Source organism: Gluconacetobacter tumulisoli (assembly GCF_014174155.1).
Taxonomy (GTDB): domain Bacteria; phylum Pseudomonadota; class Alphaproteobacteria; order Acetobacterales; family Acetobacteraceae; genus Gluconacetobacter; species Gluconacetobacter tumulisoli.
Map to the genome: position 1 here is coordinate 264642 of NZ_JABEQM010000001.1, position 24837 is coordinate 289478.

Below are 24837 nucleotides of genomic sequence, written 5' to 3' on the forward strand. Positions count from 1 at the left end.
ATGTCTGAAGTGCAAGAGACCCGCCAGGTGGCGCGTCTGCAGAAGCTGTATCAGGACGAGTTGCGCGCGAAGCTGCGCGAGGAGTTCGGCTACAAGAACGTGATGCAGGTTCCGCATCTCGAGAAGATCGTTATCAACATGGGCGTGGGTGAGGCTGCGGGCGACCAGAAGAAGCTGGACACCGCCGTCGCCGAAATGACGCTGATCGCCGGCCAGAAGCCGGTGAAGACGGTCGCGAAGAAGGCAATTGCCGGCTTCAAGATTCGCGAAGGTCTGCCGATCGGCTGTAAGGTGACCCTGCGCCGCGCGCGGATGTATGAGTTCCTGGACCGTCTGGTGACCATTGCGCTGCCGCGCGTCCGCGATTTCCGCGGCCTGCCGGCGAACAAGGGTTTCGACGGCCGTGGCAATTTCGCCATGGGTCTGAAGGAACAGATCATCTTCCCGGAAATCGAGTACGACAAGGTCGACGATATCCGTGGGATGGACATCATCTTCGTGACCAGCGCGAAGACCGATGCGGAAGCGAAGGCTCTTCTGAAGGCGTTTGATCTGCCCTTCGCCGCGTAATTGCGGCGTTTGGGGCTTCCGCCAACAGGTCAGAAGACCTATTAGACACGTTGTTTGGAAAACCGTCGGGATGGCCCGACAGGTTCCGGAGGGTAGAACAAGGCATGGCCAAGATCTCCGCCGTTAACCGGAATGCCAAGCGTGCGCGCATGGCAGGACGGGACAAGGCTAAGCGGATTGCGCTCAAGAACATCATCATGGACCGGACGCTTCCGGTCGAGGATCGGTTCGAGGCATCCCTGAAACTCGCAGAGCTTCCCCGCAACGGTTCGCGCGTGCGCGTGCGCCTGCGGTGCAAGCTGACCGGGCGCGCCCGCGCCAACTACAGGAAGTTCGAACTCTGCCGCGTGGCTCTGCGCGACCTGGCCTCCAGCGGCCAGATCCCGGGCATGGTCAAGTCGAGCTGGTAAGGGCAGGGAACGATGTCACTTTCTGATCCTTTGGGTGATATGCTCACCCGGATCCGCAACGCGCAGCGCGCGCGTCATGCGGCCTGCGTGGCGCCGGCGTCCAAGCTGCGTGCCAATGTGCTCGAAGCCCTGCGGCGCGAGGGATATATCCGCGGCTTCGCGCAGGAAGACCTGCGCAAGGGCGTGGCCCAGTTGCGGATCGAGCTGAAGTACCTGGATGGCGAGCCCGTCATCAAGGAGATCCACCGGGTGTCGAAGCCGGGTCGTCGGGTTTACTCGAAGATCAAGGAACTGCCCCGGGTCTATGCCGGCCTCGGTGTGTCGATCCTCTCGACGCCGCGTGGCGTTCTCTCGGATGCGGAAGCCCGCGCTGCCAATGTCGGCGGCGAGGTCCTCTGCCGCGTATTCTGAGGAGGGATACATGTCACGTGTAGGCAAATATCCCGTCGAAATTCCGTCGGGCGTCCAGGTCTCCATCGTCGATGGCGTCTTCGTGGCCAAGGGCAAGCTGGGCGAGCTGAAGCTGCCGCTGTCCAGCCATATCGAAGCCGAAATCGCCGACAGCAAGGTTTCGGTCCGTCCGGTCGGCACGGCTGCCCAGGCGCGGATGATGTGGGGCACGACGCGGGCGCTGGTGGCCAGCATGGTCAAGGGCGTGTCCGTGGGCTTCTCGAAGACCCTCGAGGTAACCGGCACCGGTTACCGTGCGGCGGTCCAGGGCAGCAATCTGGTCATGAACCTCGGTTATTCGCATGACATCGTCTATGCGATTCCGCAGGGTATCAAGATCACGACGCCGCGTCCGACCGCCATCGTGGTCGAGGGCGTGGACAAGCAGCGGGTCGGCCAGGTTGCCCTGGACATCCGCAGCTTCCGCAAGCCCGAGCCCTACAAGGGCAAGGGTGTCCGTTACGACACGGAGACCATCCGTCGCAAGGAAGGCAAGAAGAAGTAATGAGCACGCAGCAGGATCTGCGGGAGCGTCGGCGCCAGCGTCTGCGTTTCCAGCTTCGCCGCAAGGGCGGCGGGCGTCCGCGCCTGTCGGTGTTCCGGTCAGGCAAGAACATCTATGCCCAGGTGATCGACGATGTCGCCGGGCGTACGCTTGCCGCCGCTTCGAGCCTCGACAAGACGCTGCGCGAGCAGCTGAAGAACGGCGCGGACTCGGACGCGGCTGCCGCTGTCGGCAAGCTGGTCGCCGAACGCGCGGTGGCGGCGGGTGTATCGCTGGTCGTCTTCGACCGCGGTTCGTATCTGTATCATGGGCGTATCAAGGCCCTGGCGGAGGCTGCCCGCGAGGGCGGTCTCGCCTTCTGAGGAAGGGGTCACGCAATGGCACGTGAACCGAGGGAAGGCGGCCGGGGCGGCCGCGATCGTGAGCGCGATGGCGACGATCTCGTCGACAAGCTGGTCACGATCAATCGTGTTGCGAAGGTCGTAAAGGGCGGCCGTCGCTTTGCCTTTGCCGCGCTGGTCGTGGTGGGGGACCAGAAGGGTCGCGTCGGCTTCGGCGCCGGCAAGGCCCGTGAGGTCCCCGAGGCGATCCGCAAGGCGACCGACCGCGCCAAGCGCGCGATGATCCGCGTTCCGATGAAGGAGGGCCGTACCCTCCATCATGACGTGGCGGGTCATTTCGGCGCCGGCAAGGTGGTTCTGCGCTCGGCCGACGCCGGCACGGGCATCATCGCCGGTGGTCCGATGCGCGCCGTGTTCGAGAGCCTGGGCATCAACGACGTGGTCGCGAAATCCCTGGGAACCCGGAACCCGCACAACATGGTCAAGGCGACGTTCGCCGCGCTGGAGCGTTGCGCCAGCCCGCGTTCGGTGGCCAACCGCCGTGGCAAGAAGGTTTCGGATATCCTGGGGCGCCGCGACGCGAGCGTGACGGAGGCCGCGGCCGATGTCTGAGAGCAAGGCAACGATCAAGGTCACCCAGGTGGCCTCGGGCAACGGGCGCAAGCCGGGCCAGCAGGCGACGCTGGTCGGGCTGGGCCTGAACAAGATCGGCCGCACCCGGGAACTGGAGGATACACCTTCGGTTCGCGGCATGATCACCAAGGTGTCCCACCTGGTGAAGGTGGAGGGTTGATATGAACCTGAACGAACTGCGCGATAACGCGGGCTCCCGCTATCGCAAGAAGCGTCTGGGTCGCGGCATCGGGTCCGGCAAGGGCAAGACGTCGGGCAAGGGCGTGAAGGGCCAGAAGGCGCGTGAAGGCGTGTCCCTGAACGGCTTCGAGGGTGGTCAGCTGCCGCTGTATCGCCGTCTTCCGAAGCGCGGCTTCAAGAACATCTTCCGCAAGGTCTATGCCCCGGTGAACCTGGGCGCCCTGGACCGGGCGATCGAGACCGGCAAGATCGACGGCAGCGTGGTGGTGACCGAGGACGTCCTGCGCAAGGCCGGCCTGGTCGGCACCGGCAAGTTCGCCGGCGTTCGCCTGCTGGCGAAGGGCGAGCTGGCCCGCGCGGTGACCATCGAGGTTGCCGGCGCGTCGGCCACGGCCATCGCCGCGGTCGAAAAGGCGGGCGGCACCGTCCGGACCGCCGCGTCCACCGCCGAGGCACCTGCCTCCGCGTGACGCGAGCGGGGGTGGATGTCGCCGCCTGGCGCACCACCCCGCCCCGGGGCGTTGTCTCTTGCACCGCAGGGGATCGACACCCTACACTCTTGTCTGGTTTGTCATGACAGCGTCCCGTCTCGTGCGGCGACGCTGTTGTTGTGAAAGGACGGGCGCATGGCCTCCGCGGCCGAGCAGCTGGCTGCCAATCTGAACTTCAGCTCATTTGCCAACGCAACCGAGCTGAAGAAGCGAATCTGGTTCACCCTGGGGGCGTTGATCGTCTACCGCCTGGGAACCTACATCCCGGTTCCCGGTGTCGACGCGACGGTCATGGGCCAGCTTCTGGCCCGCCATCAGGGCGGCATCCTCGGCATGTTCGACATGTTCACCGGCGGTGCGCTGGGGCGCATGACCGTCTTTGCGCTGAACATCATGCCCTATATCAGCGGGTCGATCATCGTTCAGCTGATGTCGGCGGCGATCCCGTCGCTGGAGAACCTCAAGAAGGAAGGCGAGGCCGGCCGGCGCAAGCTGAACGAATATACCCGCTACCTGACCGTCGTGATCGCGCTGTTCCAGGCCTACGGCATCGCGGTAGGGCTGGAGAACATGCACAGCGAGGCGGGCGCCGCGGTGATTTCGCCGGGCCTGTTCTTTACCGTGTCGTGCGTGGTGACGTTGCTGGGCGGGACGATGTTCCTGATGTGGCTGGGCGAGCAGATTACCTCGCGCGGGGTAGGCAACGGCATTTCGCTGATCATCTTCGCGGGTATCGTCGCCAACCTGCCGCACGCGCTGGCCAGCCTGTTCCAGCTTGGCTACACGGGCGCGCTGTCGCCGTTCTTCGTGCTGGTGTTCCTGGTCCTGGCGGCGCTGACGATCGCGTTCATCGTGTTCATGGAGCAGGCGCAGCGGCGGGTGGTGATCCAGTATCCGAAGCGCCAGGTCGGCCAGCGGATGTTCGGCGGCGACTCGACTCATATGCCGCTGAAGGTGAATACCGCAGGCGTCATTCCGCCGATCTTCGCATCGTCGGTGCTGCTGATCCCCGTGACGATCTCGGGTTTCATGAGCGGCAGCTCGATGCCGGGCTGGCTGTCCTTCCTGGGGCAGGAGCTGGGACAGGGGCAGCCCCTGTACATGCTGTTCTATGCGGCGATGATCGTCTTCTTCTCGTATTTTTATGCGGCGGTGACCTTCAATCCGCAGGAAACGGCGGACAATCTGCGCAAGCAGAACGGGTTCATCCCCGGCATTCGCCCCGGAGCCAACACGGCGGCGTATTTCGACCGGATCCTGACCCGCCTGACCAGCATCGGGGCGGCCTATCTGGTGGCGGTCTGCCTGCTGCCGCAGATCCTGATCAGTCATTACAACGTGCCGTTCTATTTCGGCGGGACCAGCCTTATCATCATCGTGTCGGTCACCATCGATACGGTGACGCAGATCCAGTCGCATCTGGTGGCCCACCAGTACCAGGGCCTAATGCGCAAGGCGCGGGGGAAGGGCAAGATGCGATGAATGTGATTTTCCTTGGCCCCCCGGGGGCGGGAAAGGGCACCCAGTCGAAGCGGCTGGAGACCCGGTACGGCATCGCCCAGATTTCGACCGGAGACATGCTCCGGGCCGAAGTGGCGGCCGGAACGGCGATCGGGGTGCAGGCCAAGGCGATCATGGACGCGGGACAGCTGGTTCCCGATGACGTGATCATTGCCATGCTCGAGTCCCGCATCGAACGCCCGGATTGCGCCAACGGATTTATCCTGGACGGATTCCCGCGGACGGAGGCCCAGGCGGCGGCGCTCGATTCGATGTTGCGTGCACGGGGCACGCGAATCGATGTCGTGCTGTTTCTGGAGGTCGACGAGGAGGCCCTGGCCGACCGGATTGCCGGGCGGTACACCTGCGCGGATTGCGGTGCGGGCTATAATGACCTGTTCAAGAAGCCCAAGGTCGAGAATACCTGCGACGTCTGCGGCGGCCACCATTTCGTGCGCCGCGAGGACGACCGGCGCGATACCGTGGCGGCCCGCCTGACGGCGTATCGGCGGCAGACGGCTCCGATCCTGCCCTATTACGAGGCCGAGGGACGCCTGTATCGCATCGACGGCATGGCGGACATCGATACGGTCACGGACAAGGTGTTCGAGATCATGGATGGTATCACGAAGAAGTGATCGTTATTCATTGACTCTGAAGGGCGCGCGGGTATAGTGCGCGCCCTCAAGGTATCGGCACTCACGGCACGTGGCGTGGAGGTGCTGAGACAACGAATCCGATTGATGATGGGGTTGACCGGCGGTGCCGGCACGTTCACGACGCTCCGGCAGAATGGCTGGTGGCGTGGAAAGGCCCCGGCGACGATCTTGTAAGTGCCCGCCGAGCGGGTGGACGAGGAGTAAGTGGCGTGGCGCGTATTGCCGGCGTGAACATCCCTACCAACAAGCGGGTGACGATTGGCCTGCGTTATATCTATGGCATCGGCGAGACGAAGGCGGAGGAAATCTGCCGTCGTCTCGACATCCCGGCGGAGCGTCGGGTCAACGAGATGTCCGATGACGAGATCCTGAAGATCCGCGAGCTGATCGACAGCGAATATCGGGTCGAGGGCGACCTGCGTCGTGAAGTCGCGATGAACATCAAGCGCCTGATGGATCTGGGCTGCTATCGCGGCCTGCGCCATCGTCGCGGCCTGCCGGTTCGTGGCCAGCGCACGCACACCAACGCCCGTACCCGCAAGGGCAAGGCGGTTGCGATCGCCGGCAAGAAGAAGGCTACCCGCTAAAGCGGCTTTCGCCGCATTCGCGGCCCGTGTCGGGCGCCTTCGTGGCGCCAGGCGCGGGTCGCGTCTTTGAACAGACAGGACCAGGAAGACTATGGCGAAGGCTGCTGCTCCGCGTATTCGCAAGAAAGAGCGGAAGAACATTATCTCGGGGGTGGCGCATGTGCTGTCCACCTTCAACAACACGATGATCACGATCTCCGACGCGCAGGGCAATGCGATCGCGTGGTCTTCCGCTGGTGCGCAGGGCTTCAAGGGATCGCGTAAATCGACCCCGTACGCGGCCCAGGTCGCCGCCGAGGACGCGGGCCGCAAGGCGCGTGAGCATGGGATGGAGACGCTGGAGATCGAAGTGTCCGGTCCGGGGTCGGGGCGTGAGAGCGCCCTGCGCGCCCTGCAGGCCGTTGGCTTCTCGATCACGTCGATTCGCGACATGACGCCGGTGCCCCACAATGGCTGCCGTCCGCGCAAGCGTCGCCGCGTCTGATCTCCGGGTCTGATTTCGTTTTCCGTCCGCGGATTCGCGGACGGAGTTGATTGTCATCCGGCGCCTGGTCTTACGGGCGCCATCTGCCTTTGCGCAGATCAGTTTTGAAAGGCCATCACCTTGGTCCTCCAGAAAAACTGGCAATCCCTGATCAAGCCGGAGAAGCTGGAAGTCGAGCCGGGCGGAGAGCCGTCGCGCACGGCCACCGTGGTGGCGGAGCCGCTGGAGCGCGGTTTCGGCATGACGCTCGGCAACGCGATCCGGCGGGTGCTGCTGTCTTCCCTGCAGGGTGCGGCGGTGACGGCGATCCAGATCGACGGCGTTCTGCATGAGTTCTCGTCGGTCGCGGGTGTGCGCGAGGACGTTACGGACATCGTGCTGAACATCAAGCAGCTCGCCCTGCGCATGCACGGCGAGGGGCCGAAGCGCATGGTCCTGACGGCCACCGGGCCGGGCGAGGTGCGCGCCGGACAGATCCAGACCGGTCACGATATCGAGGTGATGAACCCCGACCTCGTGATCTGCACCCTGGACGAAGGCGTGAAGTTCGGGATGGAATTCACGGTGAATCTGGGCAAGGGCTATGTCCCGGCGGCGGCGAACCGTCCCGAGGATGCGCCGATCGGCCTGATTCCGGTGGATGCCATCTATTCCCCCGTGCGTCGCGTGTCCTACAAGGTCGAGCCGACCCGCGTCGGGCAGGTGACCGACTATGACCGCCTGCTGCTGACGGTGGAGACTAACGGTGCGGTGACGCCCGAGGATTCTGTTGCCCTGGCGGCGCGAATCCTGCAGGACCAGCTGCAGCTGTTCATCAACTTCGACGAGCCGCGTCCGGTTCGCACCGAAGAGCCGCAGGACGACCTGCCGTTCAACCGGAACCTGCTGCGCAAGGTCGACGAGCTGGAATTGTCGGTCCGCAGCGCGAACTGCCTGAAGAACGACAATATCGTCTATATCGGCGACCTGGTGCAGAAGACGGAGCAGGAGATGCTCCGCACTCCGAACTTCGGCCGCAAGTCGCTGAACGAGATCAAGGAAGTCCTCACCTCGATGGGGCTGTCCCTTGGTATGAATGTGCCGGCCTGGCCGCCGGAAAATATCGAAGACCTGGCCAAGAGGCTCGACGAGCCGTTCTGACCCGGTAAAGACAGGAAGACCTCATCATGCGTCACGGTGTTGCCGGCCGGAAGCTCGGCGTTACCTCGTCCCATCGCGCTGCCATGTTCCGCAACATGGCGGTGGCCCTGATCAAGCACGAGCAGATCACGACGACCCTGCCCAAGGCGAAGGAACTTCGCCCGGTGGTGGAGAAGCTGATTTCGCTCGGCAAGCGGGGCGACCTGCATGCCCGCCGTCAGGCTTATGCGCAGCTCCGTGACGATGTGATCGTCTCCAAGCTGTTCTCGACTGTCGCGGAGCGGTACAAGACCCGCACCGGCGGCTATATCCGCGTCCTCAAGGCGGGCATCCGTCATGGCGATGCGGCCGACATGGCGGTGATCGAACTGGTCGATCGCGATGTGGCGGCGAAGGGCCAGGACAGCGGCCCGAAGCAGGATGTCGAGAGCGAAGACAGCCTCGCGGCCTGATTTTCCCTGCCCACAGGGAATGATAAAGAACCCGGCCCTGGTGCCGGGTTTTTTATTGTCTTCGCGGCGGAGGCGGCATCCATTGTGCCATCCATCCGGGGTCTATTGACTTTTTCGGCGCATAATATCACCACTCTGGATCGCGAATAAAACGATTGTGGTAGACGGACGATGAAATCCAGGTTTCTCCGCTTTGGCCTGTATCTGCTGGTCGGGCTGCTGGCCGGTATCGGTCCCGCATCGGCGGCTACGGTGATCAGGGTCGGCTATATTCCGGTCCTGGGATCGTCGGCGCTGTTCGTCCTGAACGGCGAGGGGTGGGCGCGCGACGCGGGGCTCGACCTGCGTCTCGTGCGGTTCCAATCTGGTCCGCAGGCGATCCAGGCCCTGGTGTCGGGCAAGATCGATGCCTATGTCGCCGGCGTCCTGCCGCTGCTGCTGGCCCGTGCACATGGTGCGGATGTAAAGGTTGTTGCCGCCGGCGCCATCGAGGAACTGGAGGTCGTGGCCCGGGGACCGCTTGCCGCCGGGCTGGGGACCGAGGGCGCGGCTGGCCCGGCAGGCGACGCGCTGAAGCAGCGTTTTGACGCCTTTTCCCATACTGCGGGGCGGAAGCCCAAGATTGCCACGCAGCCGGTCGGTTCGGTTCCCGATACCCTGTTGCGGTACTGGCTGAAGCAGCAGAATGGCATCGAGCCCGCCCAGGTGGCGGACATCGTCGGAATCGATATCGACGCGGCGCAGCAGGCCTTCCTGGCGGGCGCCGTCGATGCGGCCGTGCTGCGGGAACCGGCCTTGTCCGTGGTGCGCAATCGTTTGCCCGAATCCCGCGTGCTGGCCAATGGCCATGACATGATGCCGGATCAGCCGGGATCGGTTCTGGCAATCTACCATGGCGACGATCCGGACCGGGCAGTGTGGAAGGAAACGCTGGTCGGTCTGTTCATACGGGCGACCAACCTGCTGGCGTCGCGCCCCGAGGCTGCGGTTCCCTTCGTGCAGGAGGCCCTCGGCGGGGGGATCCTGGGGCAGGCGGTGATCCTGCAGGCGCTGAAATCCTCCGGCAGCCATTTCGTGTCCGACCCATCGACGATCATGGAGTCGGTGCGTCGCCTGCAGGCCTTCGAGGTTGCCAGCGGCACCCTGCGCAAGGCGGAGCCGGTGGAGGGGCTGTTCGATCTCGACAGCTATCGCCGCGCGCATCCATGAGCAGGAGGGTCGGCCACCAGCGGCTGCATCGCCCGTTTCTGGGCGCGGTGGGGCTAATTGCAATGTTCGGCCTGTGGGAGGCATCGGTCCGGATGGGGCTGGTTTCGTCCGGCCTGTTGCCGGCCCCCAGCGCCCTGATTCCCGCCTGGCTGGATGAGGTCAAGGGTGGTTTCTGGCAGGGCGCCATCCGCGACAGCATGACGCATTATCTGCTGGGTCTGGTGATCGGGTCGGTTCTGGGGGGCGTGGCCGGATTGCTGTGCGGCGCCGTGCCGATGCTCGATGCGCTGCTGTCCGGGGTGGTCCGGGTGTTGCGGCCGATTCCGGGCTTGGCGTGGGTGCCGTTCGCGATCCTGTGGTTCGGCCTGGATACGGCCGGGGCGACCTTCGTCATCGCGATTTCGGTTTTCTGGATCAATTTCTATGCGGCTCATGGCGCGGTGCAATCCATCGACCGGGATCTGTTCGAGGTCGCGGCGGCGTTCGGGCATGGCGGTTTCGGGGGGCGGCTGTTCAAGGTCGTCCTGCCGGCGGCCATGCCGGGACTGATGGCGGGCCTGCGCACCGGTCTGGGCCAGGCGTGGATGTCGGTCGTGGCGGCCGAACTGTTCGGCGTGCCGGGAATCGGAGCGCGGATGATGCAGGCGTCCAGCCTGCTGGCCACCGACCTGGTGGTGATCTACATGCTGACGATGGCGCTGCTCTATGCGCTGACCGACATGGCGTTCATGCTCGTGCGGAACCGGATTCTGGGGTGGCAGGGGTAGGCAGCGTGTCGAATGGGGAAGAGGCCGCATCGGACGTGATGGTGCGGCTGCGCAATGTCGGCCTGTCCCATGACGGGTCACGCAGCTTCATCCTGCGGGGCGTTGATCTGGAAATCCGGCGGGGAGAATTCGTGGCGGTGCTGGGACCGTCGGGCGCCGGCAAATCCACCTTGCTGCGGATCGCGATGAAATTGATCGCCCCGACCGAGGGGAAAGTGACGCTTGCCCCGCCGGCGACGGCGCAGGGGCGTCCGGCGGGGCTGGTCTTCCAGGATGCCAAGCTGATGCCGTGGCGGACTGTCCAGCGGAATGTGGAACTAGGGCTGGAAGGGCTGGCCCTGGGACACGTGGAGCGTCATGCCCGTGCGCTGGACGCGCTGCGGCTGGTAGGGCTGGCGGAGCAGGCGGGGCGCTGGCCGCGACAATTGTCCGGCGGACAGCGGCAGCGCGTCGGCGTCGCGCGCGCCCTGACGGTGGAACCCGCCCTGCTGCTGATGGATGAGCCGTTCGGCGCGCTGGATGCGATCACCCGCGCTGGCCTGCAGGAGGAATTGCTGCGTATCTGGGCACAGACGCGCAAGACGATCCTGTTCGTGACCCATGATATCGACGAGGCCATGATCCTGGCGGATCGGATCGTCGTACTGGCGGGCCATCCGGCGTCGGTCCGGGGGGATCTGGCGGTCGGGCCGAGGCCGCGCGACCGGGGCGGTCCGGCGATGCAGATCCTGGCCGAACGCCTGCGCGCGCTGATCGCGGGCGACCCGGACCCGGCCGAAGCCGGGTACTGGCGCGCGTCCGAAATCTGAGAGGCCGGTTTAACATCGTCCTGTTGACGACCTGGCGCGCTTTGTCTGGGCGTGCCGCGGCAGCACGCACTCTCGCCCGATAGAACGAATTTCAAACCATCCTCCGACAGGATGGCTCGCGTCGGGACAGATGTGCGGAACCGAAGGTGGACAATCGTCGGCGCGTCGTCATGATTGATCTTATCGAACCCGCCCTGGACATGCCGGCATGTCCGGTGGCCCGTGCGAACAAGGGGAAGCATCATGGTGGAGACCGAACGTTTCGAGACGAAGCTGGAGGAGGGGATCGGGCGCGTGCAGGACGGAGCGGGCGGTCTGTTCGGCGACCCGGAACTGCAGCTTAAAGGCAAGGTGCGAATCGCATGTGCCAAGTCGCGCCAGTACTGCACCGAAGCCGGCGACACCGTGCGTGACCTGACGGCCGATCAGCCCCTGCTGGCGCTGGCGGTAGCGTCCGTCATTGGCTTCCTGGCGGCGTTGCTCTGGTCCCGGCGCTGAGGCGCGTCCCGATCGGGCCGGTCGTGCTGTTCCCGCAGGGGAACCCGACGGCCCGCCGGAACGTTTTCTACCCAGGTGATGCAGATGGGGTGTAGAGCATGCTGAAGCTGGCTTTGTTTTTTCTGGTGATCTCGATCATCGCGGGATTGTTCGGCTTCACCGGCATCTCGGCGGCTTCGGCCGGTATCGCCAAGATCCTGTTTTTCATCTTCATCCTGGCTTTTGTCGTTTTCCTGCTGATCGCCTTGCTGACAGCGCGGACGATATTGTGACCGGGACGGGCGCGGCCTGAACCGAAAACGGCCAGTAACGAAAAGGCCCCGGGGCAATCCTGCCCCGGGGCCTTTTTTCATGTCCGATGGTGGTCGCGCGGGACCGTGGACGACTACTGGTTCTTGTCCTTCTGGATAAAGGAGGGCAGGAACGGATTGTCAGTCTGCATCGATCCCTTGGAAGGCAGGCGGGAAGCGTTCCAGCCACCGCCCAGCGCCTGGACCAGATAGACGCTGTCCACCATGCGTTGCTGCTGGATTCCCAGCGCGCTTTCGGCGTTGCTGAGCGCCGTCGTCTCGTTGGTGATGACGGTGGTGTAGATCTGCGTTCCCGCCAGATACTGGTTCATCGAGACCTGGACGGCCTGGTTGGCGAAGTCCAGCGCGACCTGCTGCTGCCGGGCCTGGTCCGCCAGGATGCGCAGGTTGGACAGCTGGTCCTCCGTGTTCTGCAGGGCGGTCAGGACGGTCTGGCGATAGGTGGCGACGGCGCTGTCATACTGGGCGTTGGCCGAATGGACGGCGGCGGTGCGCGACCCGCCGCTGAACAGGACCTCGGACGCGGAAGCGCCGAGCGACCAGATCCGATTGACGACCTGCACCAGTTCGCCCACCGGATCGCCGCTGTAGGAATAGCTGGCATTCAGGGTGATGGTGGGGAAGAACGCCGCCATGTCGGCGCCGATCTGCGCGTTATATTGCTCCATCGCGCGTTCGGCGGCGGCGATGTCCGGGCGGCGCTGCAGCAGGTCGGCCGGCACGCCTACGGGAATGGCGGGGATGGTGCGCGTCAGCGCGCCCGGGGTGATCGTCAGGTCGGCGGGCGGACGGCCCATCAGGACGGCGATCGCATGTTCATACTGCGCGCGCGCGATCCCGGCCTGGATCAGCGAGGCCTTGTTCTGTTCCAGCTGGGTCCGGGCCTGCATCACCGCCGTCGGGTCGGCCGTGCCGGCATCGAACTGGTTCTGGGCGATCTGCAGGGCCTGGGTGTTGAACTGCACATAGCGGCGCAGCAGGTCCTGCAGCGAATCCTGGTAGCGCAGGTTGAAATACGCCACCGCAAGCTGGGTCTGATAGGACAGGGTGGCGTTGGCCAGATCGGCGGCACTGGCCTGCGCTTCGGTCACCTGGCTTTGGATATTGCGGCGGATGCGGCCCCACAGATCCAGGTCCCAGCTGGCGCTGGGACCCATCGAATAGGTCGTCTCGGTGCTGTTGGTGGCGGTGCCGCTATAGCTGACGAGGCTGCCGCTGGAGGCCGAACGCGATCCCCGCCCCTGGCTGTTGCGGTTGAAGCCCAGGCTGCCGCTGATGGTGGGGAACAACTGCGCGCGTACGCTGTCGATCATTGCGCGGGCCTGGCGGTAATTGGCCTCGTACATCCGGACGTTCTGGTTGGAGATCGCGACCTGCGATTCCAGTTTGTCGAGGATCGGGTCGTCATAGATGGTCCACCAGGCGTCCTTCGGCAGTTCCGCCAGGGCGGGACGGGCGCGTTCCCATCCCGGGGCCGGGGTCAGTTCCTTGAAGCGGGGCGAGGCGACGGCATCCGGGCGGTGATAGGATGGCCCGACCATGCAGCCGGCCAGCGCCATCGGCGCCAGTGCGACGCCGAGGCCCAGGGAGAGGCGACGCGCGAGGCGATGGGCGATCCGGACAGGACGGCGGAGGCGACACGCGGGCGACGGGGACGGCGGGTGGGATGGCAGGAACAGCGTCATCCGGGTCAGGCATCCTATTGGCTAAGGGGGCGGCGCCGGCCCATCAGGGTGGCGGCCGCGGAGTGGTATCGGGCCCGGCACCACGCGCCGAAGCGGTCGAGATAGAGATAGATCACCGGGGTGGTGTAGAGCGTCAGCGCCTGGCTGACGAGCAGGCCGCCGACGATGGCGATGCCCAGCGGGCGGCGCAGTTCCGATCCGTAGCCGCTGCCGAAGATCAGGGGCAGCGCCCCCAGGGCGGCGGCGAGGCTGGTCATCATGATCGGCCGGAAACGCAGATGGCAGGCCGTGCGGATGGCCTCGAGGGGCGTCTGGCCGCCGCGTTCGGCCTCGATCGCGAAATCGACCAGCATGATCGCGTTCTTCTTCACGATGCCGATCAGCAGGATCACCCCGATCATGGCGATCAGCGAGAATTCCTCGCCCGCCAGGTCCAGCGCCAGCAGGGCGCCGACACCGGCCGACGGCAATGTGGACAGGATCGTCAGCGGATGGACGTAGCTTTCGTACAGGATGCCCAGCGTCATGTAGACCGCCGCCAGCGCGGCCAGGATCAGCAGGGGCTCGTTATTGACCGATTTCTGGAACTGCGCGGCGTTGCCGGCAAAGCTGCCATGGATGGTCGAGGGTATGTGCAGGCGGACCATTTCACCGTTCATGATCCGGACCGCCTGGTCCAGCGACACCCCGGTGGCCAGGTTGAACGACACCGTCGTGGCGACCGACTGGCCCTGATGGTTGACGGACAGCGCGGTCAATTGCGGCTGGGTGGTGGAAACGATGTCGAGCGGCACCATCGTCTCGGAATTGGTCGACACGGCCGATCCGTTGGAGGCCGAGCTTCCCCCGGCGAGGCTGTTGGCGATCTGGTTGCGGAAGGACTGCGCACTGAGGCCCGCGGTGGTCGAGGTGGCGGCCGTGGTCGTGACGCGGATGGTGTTGGAACGCGTGCCGCCCCCGGCGGTGCCGCCCGCGACGCTGACCCAGACCTGCTTCAGGCTGTTGGGATCGTGCCAGAAGCGGGGTTCGACCTCCATCACCACGCGGTACTGGTTCAGCGCGTTGAAGATGACCGAGGCCGCCCGCTGCCCGTAGGCATCGTAGAGCGTGTTGGATACGAGCTGGGGCGTGATGTTCACTCGCGCCGAGCTGTCGCGGTCCAGCGCGACGTTCAGCGCCGATCCGCCCTGCTGCACGTCCGAGGAGATGTCCGTGAGCTGCGGATGTTTCTGGAGCGCCGCGACCAGTTTGGGGGTCCAGTCGTACAGTTCGCTCGCCGAGTCGGCTTCCAGCGTATACTGGTAGGCGGCGTTGCTCTGCCGCCCGCCGATCCGGATCGCGCCGGGGGCCATCGCGAAGAACCGCGCGCCCACCATGTGCCGCAGGCGCCGGTCGATTCGCGCGATTGTCTCCGTGGTGGGATCGTTGCGCAGCGCCTTGTCCTTCAGCACCACGAAGATGTTGGCCTGGTTCGACGATCCGCGTCCCCCCATGAACCCGGTCACGCTGTTGACGTCGCGATCGGCCAGGATCGCGCGCTGCACCTGGTCGATCTTCTGGGTCATGGCCTGGAACGAGATGGACTGGTCGCCCTGCAGGTGCCCCATCAGCAGGCCGGTGTCGCTGTCCGGAAAGAAGCCCTTGGGCATATGGACGAACAGGGCCACCATCAGGACGATCGTGCAGGGCAGGGAAAGCAGGATCACCCGCCGGTGGGCCAGTGCCCAGTCCAGCGACCGCCCGTACCCCGCCTGCATGGCGTGCAGCGCGTGTTCCAGCCCGCGCGCGGCAAAATTCCAGGGCCGGGACGACTGGACGGCGTCGCGCGCGGGTGTGTGGGGACGCAGCAGCAGCGCCGCCATCATCGGGCTGAGCGTCAGCGACAGGATCATCGACACGATGATCGTCGTCGCCATCGTCATCGCGAATTCATGGAACAGGCGTCCGGCCACCCCGCCCAGCAGCAGGATCGGCAGGAACACAGCGATCAGCGAGACCGAGATGGAAAAGACGGTGAACGCCACTTCCTGCGCGCCGAGAAGCGTGGCCTCCAGCCGGTTCATGCCGGATTCCAGGTGGCGGCTGATATTTTCGATCACGACGATGGCGTCGTCGACCACGAAGCCGGTCGAGACCGTCAGGGCCATGAGCGACAGGTTGTCCAGAGAATAGCCCAGAAGCTGCATCGCCCCGAATGTCGCGATGATCGAGGTCGGCACGACCACGGCGGGGATCAGCGTCGTGCGGGCCGACTGGAGGAAGGCCAGCACCACCAGCACGACCAGGGCCACGGAAATGACCAGCGTGTACTGCGTGTCCTTCAGCGCCGCGCGGATGGTGACCGACCGGTCTAGTACCGTGTGCAACTGGACGCTGGGCGGAAGCGCTGCGCGCAGCGCGGGGATTTCGGCATTGATCTGGTCGATGGTGTGGATGACGTTCGCCCCGGCCTGGGCGAAGATGATGGCGAGCACGGCGGGCTGCCGGTTGAAATAGCCGGCGTTGCGGACGTCCTCGACCCCGTCGTTGACCGTGGCGATGTCGGACAGGCGCACAGGACGGCTGTTGTGGTAGGCGATGATCAGGTCGCGATAGGCCTGGGCGCTGCGGGCCTGGTCGTTGGTGTCCAGGGTGAAGCGCTGGCCGTCCTGGTCGATGAAGCCCTTGGGCGTGTGGGCATTGGCCGAGGACAGGGCTGCGCGCACGTCCTCGAACCCGATGCCGAACTTGTACAGCGGCAGGGGATTCATCTCCACCCGCACGGCGGGGAGGGAACTGCCGCCGACCTCGACCTCGCCGACGCCGCGGATCTGCGACAGGTGCTGCTGCAGGACGTTGGTGGTCAGGTCATACAACTGCGGCATCGTGCTGGTGGCGGAGGTCAGCGCCAGGATCATGATCGGCGCCCCGTTCGGGTTCGCCTTGAAATAGCTGGGATTCTGGCGCAGCGACGTCGGCAGGTCGGCACGGGCGGCCTGCAGCGCGGCCTCGACGTCGCGGGCGGCGCCGTTGATGTCGCGGGTCAGGGCGAATTGCAGGGTGATCCGGGCCTGGTTCTGCGTCGATTGCGACGTCATTTCCGTCAGGTCGGCGATCTGGCCCAGATGGCGTTCCAGCGGCGCCGCCACCGAACTGGCGACCTCTTCGGGCGATCCGCCCGGCTGCCGGGCCTGGACCTGGATCACCGGGAAATCGACGTTCGGCAGGTCCGACACCGGCAGCGCGCGATAGCCGATGGCCCCCGCGATCAGCAGCGCCACGGTCAGCAGCGTCGTCGCGACCGGCCGCAGGACGAACAGACGGACCGGCGTCACGTGGCCGTCCGCGGGGTCGTGGCGTCAGGGCTCCCGGCCGATCCGAAGCGGCGGCGCAGGCGCAGGCTGATGCGGTCCATCATCAGGTAGATGACCGGCGTGGTGAACAATGTCAGCAACTGGCTGACCAGCAGGCCGCCGACGATGGCGACCCCCAGCGGCCGGCGCAGTTCGGAACCGGTGCCGCTGCCGATGACCATCGGCAGGGCGCCCAGCATCGCGGCCAGGGTCGTCATCAGGATGGGACGGAAACGCAGCATCGCCGCGTGGTGGATGGCACGGACGGGTTCCATGCCTTCGACGCGCTCGGCCTCCAGCGCGAAATCGATCATCATGATCGCGTTCTTCTTCACGATGCCGATCAGCAGCACCAGGCCGATGATGCCCATGACGTCCAGGCCCGCCCCGCTGAACTGCAGCGCCAGCAGCGCGCCGATGCCCGCGGAGGGCAGGGTGGACAGGATGGTGATCGGGTGGATGAAGCTCTCGTACAGGATGCCCAGCACGATATAGACGGCCACCAGCGCCGCCAGCACCAGCCACAGCTCGTTGCCCAGGCTGCTGCGGAATGCCGCGGCCGTGCCCTGGAACGAGGTCTGGAAGCTGGCCGGCAGGTGCATCGACTGCTCGGCCCGGTCGATCGCGTCGGTGGCGGCGCCCAGCGAATAGCCCGGCGACACGTTGAACGAGATCGTGGTGGCCGGGAACTGGCCCACATGGGTGATCAGCAGCGGTGCGGTGCTGCGGGTCAGCGTGGTGACGGCGCGCAACGGCACCAGGCCCGAGGTCGGGGTCCGGGTCGGGCCCGACGTGCTGGATCCGGCATTGCCGCTGATGCCCGGCAGGTAGAGCTTGCCGAGCGAGGCGAGGTCCTGCTGGAAGGCCGGATCGGCCTCCATGATCACGCGATACTGGTTGGACTGCGTGTAGATCGTCGAGATCTGGCGCTGCCCGAACGAGTCATACAGCACGTTGTCGATGGTCTGCGGCGTGATCGAATAACGGGCGCCGGTGGTCCGGTCCAGCGTCACCTGGGCGACCAGCCCCTCGGCCTGGAGGTCGGATGTCACGTCCGCCAGCGAGGGTTCCTGCTGCAGGCGGGCGACGAATTTCGGCACCCAGGTGCGGAACTGGTCGTAATCGGGATTTTCCAGCAGGAACTGGTACTGGGTGGCCGCGACGGTGGTATCCAGCGAGAGGTCCTGAACGGGCTGGAGATAGAGGCGGGCGCCGGGGATGTCCGCGACTTCCTGCTGGATGCGGGCGGCGATCTGGCTGGCGGTGCCGTCCCGGTCGTCATGCGGGCGCAGGTTGATCAGGAACCGGCCCTGGTTGAGGGTCATGTTCTGCCCGTCGATGCCGACGAACGAGGACAGGCTGGTGACGTCGGGATCCTTCAGGATGCGGTCGCCCAGCTGCTGCTGTCGGACTTTCATGGCGTCGAACGACGTCGATTGCGCCATCACCGAAATGCCCTGGATCACGCCCGTGTCCTGCACCGGGAAAAACCCCTTGGGAATCGACCAGGCCAGCACGCCGGTCAGGGCCAGGGTGCAGACGAACACCAGCAGCGTCAGGGGCTGGTGGCGCAGCACCACGGTCAGCGCACGGCCGTAGGCGGCGATCACGGCCTCGGTCCAGCGTTCGACCGTCGCGGACCAGCCACGGGCGTCCGGCCCGTGCGGCCGTTCGCTGAGCAGCCGGGCGCACATCATCGGCACCAGGGTCAGCGACACGACCGCGGACAGGATGATCGTCACCGACAGGGTGATGGCGAATTCATGGAACAGCCGGCCGACCACGTCCCCCATGAACAGCAGCGGGATCAGCACCGCGATCAGCGACACGGTCAGCGAGATGATGGTGAACCCGATCTCGCCCGCGCCCTTGAGGGAGGCGGTCATGCGATCGTCGCCCATTTCGATGTAGCGGGCGATGTTCTCGATCATGACGATGGCGTCGTCGACGACGAAGCCCGTCGCGATGGTCAGCGACATCAGCGACAGATTGTCCAGCGAGAAGCCCAGCATGTACATCGCCGCCAGGGTGCCGACCAGCGACAGCGGCACCGACAGGCTGGGGATGATCGTCGCGGGCACGTTGCGCAGGAAGACGAAGATCACCGCCACGACCAGCACCATCGCCAGGGCCAGTTCGAATTCGACGTCGGCGACGGAGGCGCGGATGGTCGTCGTGCGGTCGGTCAGCGGCGTGATCGAGATGCCGGGCGGCAGGGCCTTCTGCAATTGCGGCAGGGCGTATTTGATATTGTCCACGACCGCGATAACGTTGGCGCCGGGCTGCCGCTGGACGTTCAGGACCAGGGCGGGCGTACGGTTCGCCCAGGCGGCGAGCTGCGTGTTCTCGGGCCCCTGCACGACGGTGGCGACGTCGCGGATGCGGATCGGACCGCCGTTCTGGTAGGCGATCACCTGGTTCATCAACTGCTCGACGCCGCTGATCTGTCCGTCGATGCGCAGGGTGGAGGCGCGCTGCGCCCCGTCGAACGTGCCGGTGGGCGAGTTGACGTTGACGTTGCCGATGGTCGTGCGCAGCGTATCGAGATCGACGCCGAACGAAGTCAGCTTGGGCACGTTGACGCGGACGCGGATCGCCTTGCGGTTGCCGCCCGACAGCGTGACCAGGCCGACGCCGGAGATCTGGCTGATCTTCTGGGCCAGGCGGGTATCGACGTAATCCTCGACCTCGGTCAGCGGCAGGGTGGACGAGGTGATGCCCAGGGTCAGGACCGGCGTGTCGGCCGGATTGACCTTGGCATAGATCGGCGGCGCGGGCAGGTCGGTGGGCAGCAGCGAGGCCGACTGGTTGATCGCGGCCTGGACCTCCTGCTCCGCCACGTCCATCGACATCGTCAGGCCGAAGCGCAGGGTGACGACCGATGCCCCACCCGACGATTGCGACGTCATCTGGTCCAGCCCCGGCATCTGGCCGAACTGGGTTTCCAGAGGCGCCGTGATCGACGTCGCCATGACGTCCGGCCCCGCACCGGGATAGAACGTCTGGACGGTGATGGTCGGGTAATCGACCTGAGGCAGGGCCGAAACCGGCAGGAAATGATAGCCCAGCAGCCCCGCCAGCATGATGGCGAGCATCAGCAGCGTGGTGGCGACCGGGCGTTCGATGAACAGGCGGGACGGATTCACGCACGGGTCTCCGGCATGGGAAAACGGGTCGGGCGGCGGGCGAGGATCACGGCTGTCCCTGTCCGCCCGAACCGCCCGCGCCGCTGGAGGATGCCGGTGCGCCGTTGCCGCCAGACTGGCCGTGATGGCGGGGCGAATGCGTGCCCGTCGTGTCCGTCGTATCCGGTGTGGTACTGTCCGGCGTGGCGGCGGGGATGGTCACCTTCGACCCGGCGTGCAGGCGATCGGTGCCGTCGGTCACGACCGATTCCCCGGCCTTCAGGCCGCTGGTCACGACCACGACGTCGCCATGGGAATGGCCGGTCTTGACGTCGCGGACCTCGACCGTGCTGTCGGCCTTGACCACGTAGGCGAATGGGCCGTTCGGCCCGGTCTGGATGGCGTTCGCCGGCACCAGCAGCACGTCATGCTCGGTGTTCACCAGCAGGTGCGCGTTGACGAACTGGTTGGGGAACAGGGTTTCGTCCTGGTTGGGGAAGATCGAACGCATGCGCACGGTACCCGTCGACGTGTCGATCTGGCTGTCCAGCACGCTGACGGCGCCGTCAGCGATCTTGCGGGTGTTCGTGCTGTCCCAGGCCTCGACCGGCAGGGCGATTCCGGTGCGCAGCCGGTCGGCGACGGGGCCGAGCTCGGTTTCCGGCAGGGTGAAAATGACGGAAATCGGCTGCATCTGCGTGAGGATGACCAGGCCGTTGGTCTGCCCCGCCGTCACGTAATTGCCCATGTCCACCTGGCGGATGCCGACGCGGCCGTCGACGGGGGCGATGATGTGGCAATAGGTGATCTGCAGCTTCTCGTTGTCGACCAGCGCCTGGTCCTGTTTGACCGTGCCTTCCAGCTGGGCGACCTTGTACTGCTGGTCCACGGCGGTCATGGCGGCGACGCTGTTCTGGCGGATCAGCTTCTGGTAGCGCGCATTGTCGATCCGTGCCTGGTCGAGCTGGGCCTGGTCGGCGGCCAGTTGGCCCTGGTACTGCGCCAGAAGCACCTCGTACGGCCGGGTGTCGATCAGCGCCAGCAGGTCGCCCTGCTTGACGTGCTGGCCCTCGGTGAACAGGACCTTCATCAGATAGCCGTCGACGCGGGTCTGCACCGTCACGTTGGTGATCGGGATCACGGTGCCCAGTTCGGTCAGTTCGATCGGCATGTCGCCCGTGCGGACCGCGGCCACGGCGACGGGCTGCACGTCCGCCGCGGCGTGGCGGCCGCCGTTCCTGCCGCTGCCTCCACCATGGGGGCGCAGGAAAGCCACCGCCACCACGCCGGCTGCGACCAGCGCCGTGCCCCACAGCAGATACCGGCGACGCGACGACCCGCCGCGGGTCCCCGATGTCCGTGCCTGTCCGGGTGCTTCCTTGGCGGGCGGGTCAGGCGGGGCCAGTGTCGGTTTATCCATGTTAGCCAGGTTTTCCTCGTCCATCTGTGACGTCGGGTCCGTCATGCGCGTCGTGCGGCAGTGTTAGCACCTGCGCGGGGAAATGATGTTAAATCCATCTTATAGTCGGTATTAAAATGTAACAGTCCCCGCCCGCGTGCCATGGGGTGCGATGGAAAAATGCCCCGACACCGCGCGCCGCGGTATCGGGGTTCGGGCCCCCGGCCGGGAGTATATCCCGTCGCGGATGGCAGGATTGCGGTCGTCGCGATACCGTTCGCAGCGGCATGCGACAGGAACCGTTGACGCTCCACGCCGTTTTGCCCCAAGCGGCATTACCCCGACAGAGGAGGGAAACATGACAGAACTCAAGAGCGATGCTTTCGTCGAAAAGGCCAAGGGTGCGGTCGAGGAAGGCTCCGGCCGCCTGAAGGACGCTGCCGGCGGACTGACCGGCGACCTGGGCCTGCAGGCCGAAGGCAAGGTCGACCAGCTGGCCGGCATGGCGCGACAGGAATTCACCGAATTGTATGAGGAAGGTGAAAGCAAGCTGGAACAGGCGGTGCTGTTCGTACAGGACCGGCCGCTGATGTCCGTCGGAATCGCGGCGTTCGTCGGCATGCTCCTGGGCCTGATCCTGCTGCCGCGCCGCAAGGCCAAGGCCTGATCGGCAGTGTCGAGTCGCGAGCGGCCCGGCTTTTTCCGTTTGAAAGGACTCGGCGAAGAATCAGCATCTTGCGCAACACGCCGTAAAAATGGTTTCCATCCATTCATGACGTGATTCGGTGTGCGAATCGGGCGGCAGGCGCTCGATTCGTCCCGGTTCGGGATGGGGTGGATGCCGGATTACACGCGCGAAGCGCAGCATGGCGGTCGGGTCGCCGGGGTGGATGAGGTCGGACGCGGGCCGCTGGCTGGTCCGGTGGTTGCGGCCGCGGTGCTGTTCGACGCGGGCGTGCCGCGGAAGCTGGCGGCCCAACTGGATGATTCCAAGAAACTGACGCCGGCGGCGCGGGAACGCGCCTATGTGGCCCTGCACGCCGCGCGTGGCGTGCAGATTGCCGTGGGTGCCGCGTCGGTGGCCGAGATCGCGCGTATCAACATCCTTCAGGCTGCCTTCCTGGCCATGCGCCGCGCCGTGTTGCGGTTGCCCGTGGCACCGGACCTGGTGCTGGTGGACGGAAATGCCGCGCCTGATTTCGGCTGCCCCGTGCAATGCGTGGTCGGGGGCGACGGGGAAAGCCTGTCGATCGCGGCGGCGTCGATCGTGGCCAAGGTGGTGCGCGACCGCCTGATGCTGCGCCTGGCGCGGCGCTGGCCTGCCTACGGATGGGAAAGCAATGCCGGCTACGGCACCGTCCAGCATCGCGACGCGCTGTGCCGGGCGGGGATATCGCCCCATCACCGCGGCGCTTTCGGCTTGGTTCGCCAACTGTCCCTGGGACTGGTTCCCGATGGCGATTCCGTCCTGCGGGTGGCGTCATGAGCGGCGCGGTGATGATGGAACTCCCCCTCGACCAGATCCTGCGCGGCGAATGCGTCGAGGTCATGCAGACATTGCCCGACGGTTCGATCGACTGCATCTTTGCCGACCCGCCCTATAATCTGCAGTTGCGCGGGGAATTGCGGCGGCCCGACGACAGCGTCGTGGACGGCGTCGACGACGATTGGGACAAATTCTCGGACCTGGCGGAATATGACCGCTTTACCCGCGCCTGGCTGGGCGAGGCGCGGCGGTTGCTGCGCAAGGACGGGACGATCTGGGTGATCGGGTCCTATCACAACATCTTCCGCATCGGTGCGATTCTGCAGGATCTGGGTTTCTGGATCCTAAATGACGTGATCTGGCGCAAGTCCAATCCGATGCCGAATTTCAGAGGGCGGCGCTTCACCAACGCGCACGAGACCCTGATCTGGGCGGCGCGCGGGCCGGACAGCCGATATCGCTTCAACTACCAGGCCATGAAGGCGCTGAACGATGACGTCCAGATGCGGTCGGACTGGTATCTGCCGCTCTGCACCGGGGGGGAGCGCCTGCGGAACGAGCACGGGCTGAAACTGCATCCGACGCAGAAGCCCGAAAGCCTGCTGCATCGGGTCCTGATCGCGTCGACCAATGTGGACGACATCGTCCTGGATCCGTTCGCCGGGACCGGGACGACCACGGCGATGGCCCGACGGCTGCGCCGGCGCTATATCGGGATCGAACGCCATCCGGATTACGCCGAGGCCGCGATCGGGCGGGCCCGGCGCGAACGCCCGGTGCCGCTGGACAGCGTGCTGACCACCCCCGCCCGGCGCGAAACCCCGCGCATTCCCTTCGGCAGCCTGGTGGAGCGCGGGATCCTGCCGGCGGGCACGATCGTCACCGACCGGCAGCGCCGCGTGTCCGCCACGGTGGCGCCCGACGGGACGCTGGTCAGCGGGTCGCAGCGCGGGTCGATCCACAAGCTGGGGGCGGTGCTGACCAACGCGCCATCCTGCAACGGATGGACCTTCTGGCATTTCGACCGGAACGGGACGATGACACCGCTGGATACCCTGCGGGCCGAGGATATCGCCCAAGGCACGTCCTGACCGTCACGCGTCGGCCGAGCGGTCCCCACAGGGCAGGACGGAAAAGCGCGCGGCCGGAGCAATCCGATCGCGCGCCGGGATGCGGATCGCCCTAGCTGCCGCCGAAGCCGAGGAAGCCGATATCCGGCCGGGGGGTGCCGCCCTGATCCTGGCGACGGTCGGCGGCCATGACGACGCCCCGGCCGCCCCGATTGTTGCCGTTGATCGTGATATGGCCGCTGCCGTTACGTATGGTGACGCCGGAATTGGTGGTCGAGGCGACGGCCATGTGTTCGTCGGACAGCGTGCGCATCGACAGCAGCAGGAAGGTGATGTCGTTGCGGTTCAGGTCGATGGCCATGTCCAGCGGCGTCTGGCCCAGGACGTTGTGGCCTTCCATGTCGGCGCCGCGGTTCAGGGCTTCCTTCGCCGCGCCGAGACTGCCGCGATTGATCGCGTCGAACAGGGATGCGGTCGGGTTCAGGTCGGTATTGGCGTGGCCGCTGACATCCTCGTTGGAAACCGCGCCGGGCAGGGCGGCCGGGGGCGCGGCGGCGCGGGCGGCGCGTCGGGCCTCGGCCTGCTTGGCGGCGTCGGCCGCGTCGGCCTGGGCCTGTTCGTCATCCGCGTCCTGGGCGTGGGCGATGTGCAGGGGGGCGATCATGACCGCGCTGCCGCTGAGCAGTGCGAGGAACAGAAGGCGGATACCGGTTCTGACAATCATTTCTCGTCTCGGTGACAGGG

27 protein-coding genes are annotated in these 24837 nt (G+C 65.8%); 22 read left to right on the plus strand and 5 right to left on the minus strand.

Going from position 1 to position 24837, the window contains the following annotated elements; genetic code table 11:
- From rplE to HLH28_RS01310, 19 genes are all read left to right on the plus strand, one after another.
- Entirely contained in the window at positions 1 to 570 is a 570-nt protein-coding gene (gene rplE, locus HLH28_RS01220) for a 50S ribosomal protein L5 (protein ID WP_182953353.1), read from the plus strand.
- A gap of 104 nt (positions 571 to 674) precedes the next feature.
- Positions 675 to 980, plus strand: a complete 306-nt coding sequence (gene rpsN / locus HLH28_RS01225) for a 30S ribosomal protein S14 (RefSeq protein ID WP_182942081.1) — start codon at positions 675 to 677, stop codon at positions 978 to 980.
- 12 nt (positions 981 to 992) lie between these two features.
- Complete coding sequence (gene rpsH / locus HLH28_RS01230) at positions 993 to 1391, plus strand: 30S ribosomal protein S8 (RefSeq protein WP_182942079.1); 399 nt, start codon at positions 993 to 995, stop codon at positions 1389 to 1391.
- A gap of 10 nt (positions 1392 to 1401) precedes the next feature.
- On the plus strand, positions 1402 to 1935 hold the full coding sequence (gene rplF / locus HLH28_RS01235) for a 50S ribosomal protein L6 (protein WP_182953355.1): 534 nt from the start codon (positions 1402 to 1404) through the stop codon (positions 1933 to 1935).
- Positions 1935 to 2297 (plus strand): 50S ribosomal protein L18, encoded by a 363-nt coding sequence (gene rplR / locus HLH28_RS01240; RefSeq protein ID WP_182942075.1) that lies wholly within the window; start codon positions 1935 to 1937, stop codon positions 2295 to 2297. Before rplF ends, rplR begins: the two co-directional genes overlap by 1 nt.
- Positions 2298 to 2312: 15 nt before the next feature.
- A complete protein-coding gene (gene rpsE, locus HLH28_RS01245; RefSeq protein ID WP_182953357.1) occupies positions 2313 to 2888 on the plus strand; it encodes a 30S ribosomal protein S5 in 576 nt (191 codons plus the stop codon).
- Positions 2881 to 3069 (plus strand): 50S ribosomal protein L30, encoded by a 189-nt coding sequence (rpmD, locus tag HLH28_RS01250; RefSeq protein WP_182953359.1) that lies wholly within the window; start codon positions 2881 to 2883, stop codon positions 3067 to 3069. Before rpsE ends, rpmD begins: the two co-directional genes overlap by 8 nt.
- A gap of 1 nt (position 3070) precedes the next feature.
- Positions 3071 to 3559, plus strand: a complete 489-nt coding sequence (rplO, locus tag HLH28_RS01255; protein WP_182953361.1) for a 50S ribosomal protein L15 — start codon at positions 3071 to 3073, stop codon at positions 3557 to 3559.
- Positions 3560 to 3715: 156 nt separating this feature from the next.
- Positions 3716 to 5062, plus strand: coding sequence for a preprotein translocase subunit SecY (secY, locus tag HLH28_RS01260; protein ID WP_182953363.1), 1347 nt, complete (start codon positions 3716 to 3718; stop codon positions 5060 to 5062).
- Entirely contained in the window at positions 5059 to 5718 is a 660-nt protein-coding gene (locus HLH28_RS01265; RefSeq protein WP_182953365.1) for an adenylate kinase, read from the plus strand. Before secY ends, HLH28_RS01265 begins: the two co-directional genes overlap by 4 nt.
- Positions 5719 to 5948: 230 nt before the next feature.
- Positions 5949 to 6326, plus strand: a complete 378-nt coding sequence (rpsM, locus tag HLH28_RS01270) for a 30S ribosomal protein S13 (RefSeq protein WP_182942063.1) — start codon at positions 5949 to 5951, stop codon at positions 6324 to 6326.
- Positions 6327 to 6417: 91 nt separating this feature from the next.
- Positions 6418 to 6810: a 30S ribosomal protein S11 gene (gene rpsK, locus HLH28_RS01275; RefSeq protein WP_012227919.1), complete on the plus strand. Its 393-nt coding sequence runs from the start codon at positions 6418 to 6420 to the stop codon at positions 6808 to 6810.
- A gap of 120 nt (positions 6811 to 6930) precedes the next feature.
- On the plus strand, positions 6931 to 7950 hold the full coding sequence (locus tag HLH28_RS01280; protein ID WP_182953367.1) for a DNA-directed RNA polymerase subunit alpha: 1020 nt from the start codon (positions 6931 to 6933) through the stop codon (positions 7948 to 7950).
- Positions 7951 to 7976: 26 nt separating this feature from the next.
- Positions 7977 to 8402: a 50S ribosomal protein L17 gene (rplQ, locus tag HLH28_RS01285; RefSeq protein WP_182953370.1), complete on the plus strand. Its 426-nt coding sequence runs from the start codon at positions 7977 to 7979 to the stop codon at positions 8400 to 8402.
- Positions 8403 to 8573: 171 nt separating this feature from the next.
- The gene (locus HLH28_RS01290) at positions 8574 to 9611 is read left to right on the plus strand and encodes an ABC transporter substrate-binding protein (RefSeq protein ID WP_182953372.1); all 1038 of its coding nucleotides are present in this window, start codon (positions 8574 to 8576) and stop codon (positions 9609 to 9611) included.
- Positions 9608 to 10378 (plus strand): ABC transporter permease, encoded by a 771-nt coding sequence (locus tag HLH28_RS01295; protein ID WP_182953374.1) that lies wholly within the window; start codon positions 9608 to 9610, stop codon positions 10376 to 10378. Before HLH28_RS01290 ends, HLH28_RS01295 begins: the two co-directional genes overlap by 4 nt.
- 38 nt (positions 10379 to 10416) lie before the next feature.
- Positions 10417 to 11187 carry an ABC transporter ATP-binding protein gene (locus tag HLH28_RS01300; RefSeq protein WP_182953833.1) on the plus strand — a complete coding sequence of 257 codons (771 nt, stop codon included), beginning with the start codon at positions 10417 to 10419 and terminating at the stop codon, positions 11185 to 11187.
- 243 nt (positions 11188 to 11430) lie between these two features.
- Positions 11431 to 11685 carry a CsbD family protein gene (locus tag HLH28_RS01305; protein WP_182953376.1) on the plus strand — a complete coding sequence of 85 codons (255 nt, stop codon included), beginning with the start codon at positions 11431 to 11433 and terminating at the stop codon, positions 11683 to 11685.
- 98 nt (positions 11686 to 11783) lie between these two features.
- Positions 11784 to 11957: a DUF1328 domain-containing protein gene (locus HLH28_RS01310; protein ID WP_182942051.1), complete on the plus strand. Its 174-nt coding sequence runs from the start codon at positions 11784 to 11786 to the stop codon at positions 11955 to 11957.
- Between the two features lie 113 nt (positions 11958 to 12070).
- On the opposite strand, the gene HLH28_RS01315 is transcribed toward HLH28_RS01310, so the two are convergent.
- The 4 genes from HLH28_RS01315 to HLH28_RS01330 all read right to left on the minus strand — a co-directional run bounded on the left by HLH28_RS01315 (position 12071) and on the right by HLH28_RS01330 (position 21582).
- Complete coding sequence (locus tag HLH28_RS01315) at positions 12071 to 13555, minus strand: efflux transporter outer membrane subunit (RefSeq protein WP_246395603.1); 1485 nt, start codon at positions 13553 to 13555, stop codon at positions 12071 to 12073.
- A 140-nt stretch (positions 13556 to 13695) separates the two neighbouring features.
- A complete protein-coding gene (locus HLH28_RS01320; RefSeq protein ID WP_182953381.1) occupies positions 13696 to 16995 on the minus strand; it encodes an efflux RND transporter permease subunit in 3300 nt (1099 codons plus the stop codon).
- Positions 16992 to 20159, minus strand: a complete 3168-nt coding sequence (locus HLH28_RS01325; RefSeq protein WP_182953383.1) for an efflux RND transporter permease subunit — start codon at positions 20157 to 20159, stop codon at positions 16992 to 16994. The genes HLH28_RS01320 and HLH28_RS01325 overlap by 4 nt, the downstream gene beginning before the upstream one ends.
- Before the next feature lie 46 nt (positions 20160 to 20205).
- Positions 20206 to 21582: an MdtA/MuxA family multidrug efflux RND transporter periplasmic adaptor subunit gene (locus HLH28_RS01330; RefSeq protein WP_408869808.1), complete on the minus strand. Its 1377-nt coding sequence runs from the start codon at positions 21580 to 21582 to the stop codon at positions 20206 to 20208.
- Between the two features lie 313 nt (positions 21583 to 21895).
- Here HLH28_RS01330 and HLH28_RS01335 point away from each other — a divergent pair, with 313 nt between their 5' ends.
- The 3 genes from HLH28_RS01335 (at position 21896) to HLH28_RS01345 (ending at position 24114) form a co-directional block, all read left to right on the plus strand.
- Entirely contained in the window at positions 21896 to 22204 is a 309-nt protein-coding gene (locus tag HLH28_RS01335) for a CsbD family protein (RefSeq protein ID WP_182953388.1), read from the plus strand.
- Between the two features lie 171 nt (positions 22205 to 22375).
- Positions 22376 to 23023 (plus strand): ribonuclease HII, encoded by a 648-nt coding sequence (locus tag HLH28_RS01340; protein WP_182953390.1) that lies wholly within the window; start codon positions 22376 to 22378, stop codon positions 23021 to 23023.
- Positions 23020 to 24114: a site-specific DNA-methyltransferase gene (locus HLH28_RS01345; protein WP_182953392.1), complete on the plus strand. Its 1095-nt coding sequence runs from the start codon at positions 23020 to 23022 to the stop codon at positions 24112 to 24114. The genes HLH28_RS01340 and HLH28_RS01345 overlap by 4 nt, the downstream gene beginning before the upstream one ends.
- A gap of 91 nt (positions 24115 to 24205) precedes the next feature.
- Here the strand turns inward: HLH28_RS01345 and HLH28_RS01350 are convergent, their stop codons facing one another.
- The gene (locus HLH28_RS01350; RefSeq protein ID WP_182953394.1) at positions 24206 to 24817 is read right to left on the minus strand and encodes an ankyrin repeat domain-containing protein; all 612 of its coding nucleotides are present in this window, start codon (positions 24815 to 24817) and stop codon (positions 24206 to 24208) included.
- Between the last annotated feature and the right edge of the window lie 20 nt (positions 24818 to 24837).

Coding starts and splice junctions, on each gene's coding strand:
- HLH28_RS01265 (WP_182953365.1), top strand. CDS start 5,059: ATGAATGTGATTTTCCTTGGCCCCCCGGGGGCGGGAAAGGGCACCCAG.
- HLH28_RS01345 (WP_182953392.1), top strand. CDS start 23,020: ATGAGCGGCGCGGTGATGATGGAACTCCCCCTCGACCAGATCCTGCGC.
- HLH28_RS01290 (WP_182953372.1), top strand. CDS start 8,574: ATGAAATCCAGGTTTCTCCGCTTTGGCCTGTATCTGCTGGTCGGGCTG.
- rplO (WP_182953361.1), top strand. CDS start 3,071: ATGAACCTGAACGAACTGCGCGATAACGCGGGCTCCCGCTATCGCAAG.
- rplQ (WP_182953370.1), top strand. CDS start 7,977: ATGCGTCACGGTGTTGCCGGCCGGAAGCTCGGCGTTACCTCGTCCCAT.
- HLH28_RS01315 (WP_246395603.1), bottom strand. CDS start 13,555: ATGGCGCTGGCCGGCTGCATGGTCGGGCCATCCTATCACCGCCCGGAT.
- HLH28_RS01310 (WP_182942051.1), top strand. CDS start 11,784: ATGCTGAAGCTGGCTTTGTTTTTTCTGGTGATCTCGATCATCGCGGGA.
- HLH28_RS01300 (WP_182953833.1), top strand. CDS start 10,417: ATGGTGCGGCTGCGCAATGTCGGCCTGTCCCATGACGGGTCACGCAGC.
- rpmD (WP_182953359.1), top strand. CDS start 2,881: ATGTCTGAGAGCAAGGCAACGATCAAGGTCACCCAGGTGGCCTCGGGC.
- rplF (WP_182953355.1), top strand. CDS start 1,402: ATGTCACGTGTAGGCAAATATCCCGTCGAAATTCCGTCGGGCGTCCAG.
- rplE (WP_182953353.1), top strand. CDS start 1: ATGTCTGAAGTGCAAGAGACCCGCCAGGTGGCGCGTCTGCAGAAGCTG.
- rpsE (WP_182953357.1), top strand. CDS start 2,313: ATGGCACGTGAACCGAGGGAAGGCGGCCGGGGCGGCCGCGATCGTGAG.
- HLH28_RS01340 (WP_182953390.1), top strand. CDS start 22,376: ATGCCGGATTACACGCGCGAAGCGCAGCATGGCGGTCGGGTCGCCGGG.
- secY (WP_182953363.1), top strand. CDS start 3,716: ATGGCCTCCGCGGCCGAGCAGCTGGCTGCCAATCTGAACTTCAGCTCA.
- rpsN (WP_182942081.1), top strand. CDS start 675: ATGGCCAAGATCTCCGCCGTTAACCGGAATGCCAAGCGTGCGCGCATG.
- HLH28_RS01350 (WP_182953394.1), bottom strand. CDS start 24,817: ATGATTGTCAGAACCGGTATCCGCCTTCTGTTCCTCGCACTGCTCAGC.
- HLH28_RS01295 (WP_182953374.1), top strand. CDS start 9,608: ATGAGCAGGAGGGTCGGCCACCAGCGGCTGCATCGCCCGTTTCTGGGC.
- rpsK (WP_012227919.1), top strand. CDS start 6,418: ATGGCGAAGGCTGCTGCTCCGCGTATTCGCAAGAAAGAGCGGAAGAAC.
- rplR (WP_182942075.1), top strand. CDS start 1,935: ATGAGCACGCAGCAGGATCTGCGGGAGCGTCGGCGCCAGCGTCTGCGT.
- rpsH (WP_182942079.1), top strand. CDS start 993: ATGTCACTTTCTGATCCTTTGGGTGATATGCTCACCCGGATCCGCAAC.
- HLH28_RS01335 (WP_182953388.1), top strand. CDS start 21,896: ATGACAGAACTCAAGAGCGATGCTTTCGTCGAAAAGGCCAAGGGTGCG.
- HLH28_RS01330 (WP_408869808.1), bottom strand. CDS start 21,582: ATGGACGAGGAAAACCTGGCTAACATGGATAAACCGACACTGGCCCCG.
- HLH28_RS01305 (WP_182953376.1), top strand. CDS start 11,431: ATGGTGGAGACCGAACGTTTCGAGACGAAGCTGGAGGAGGGGATCGGG.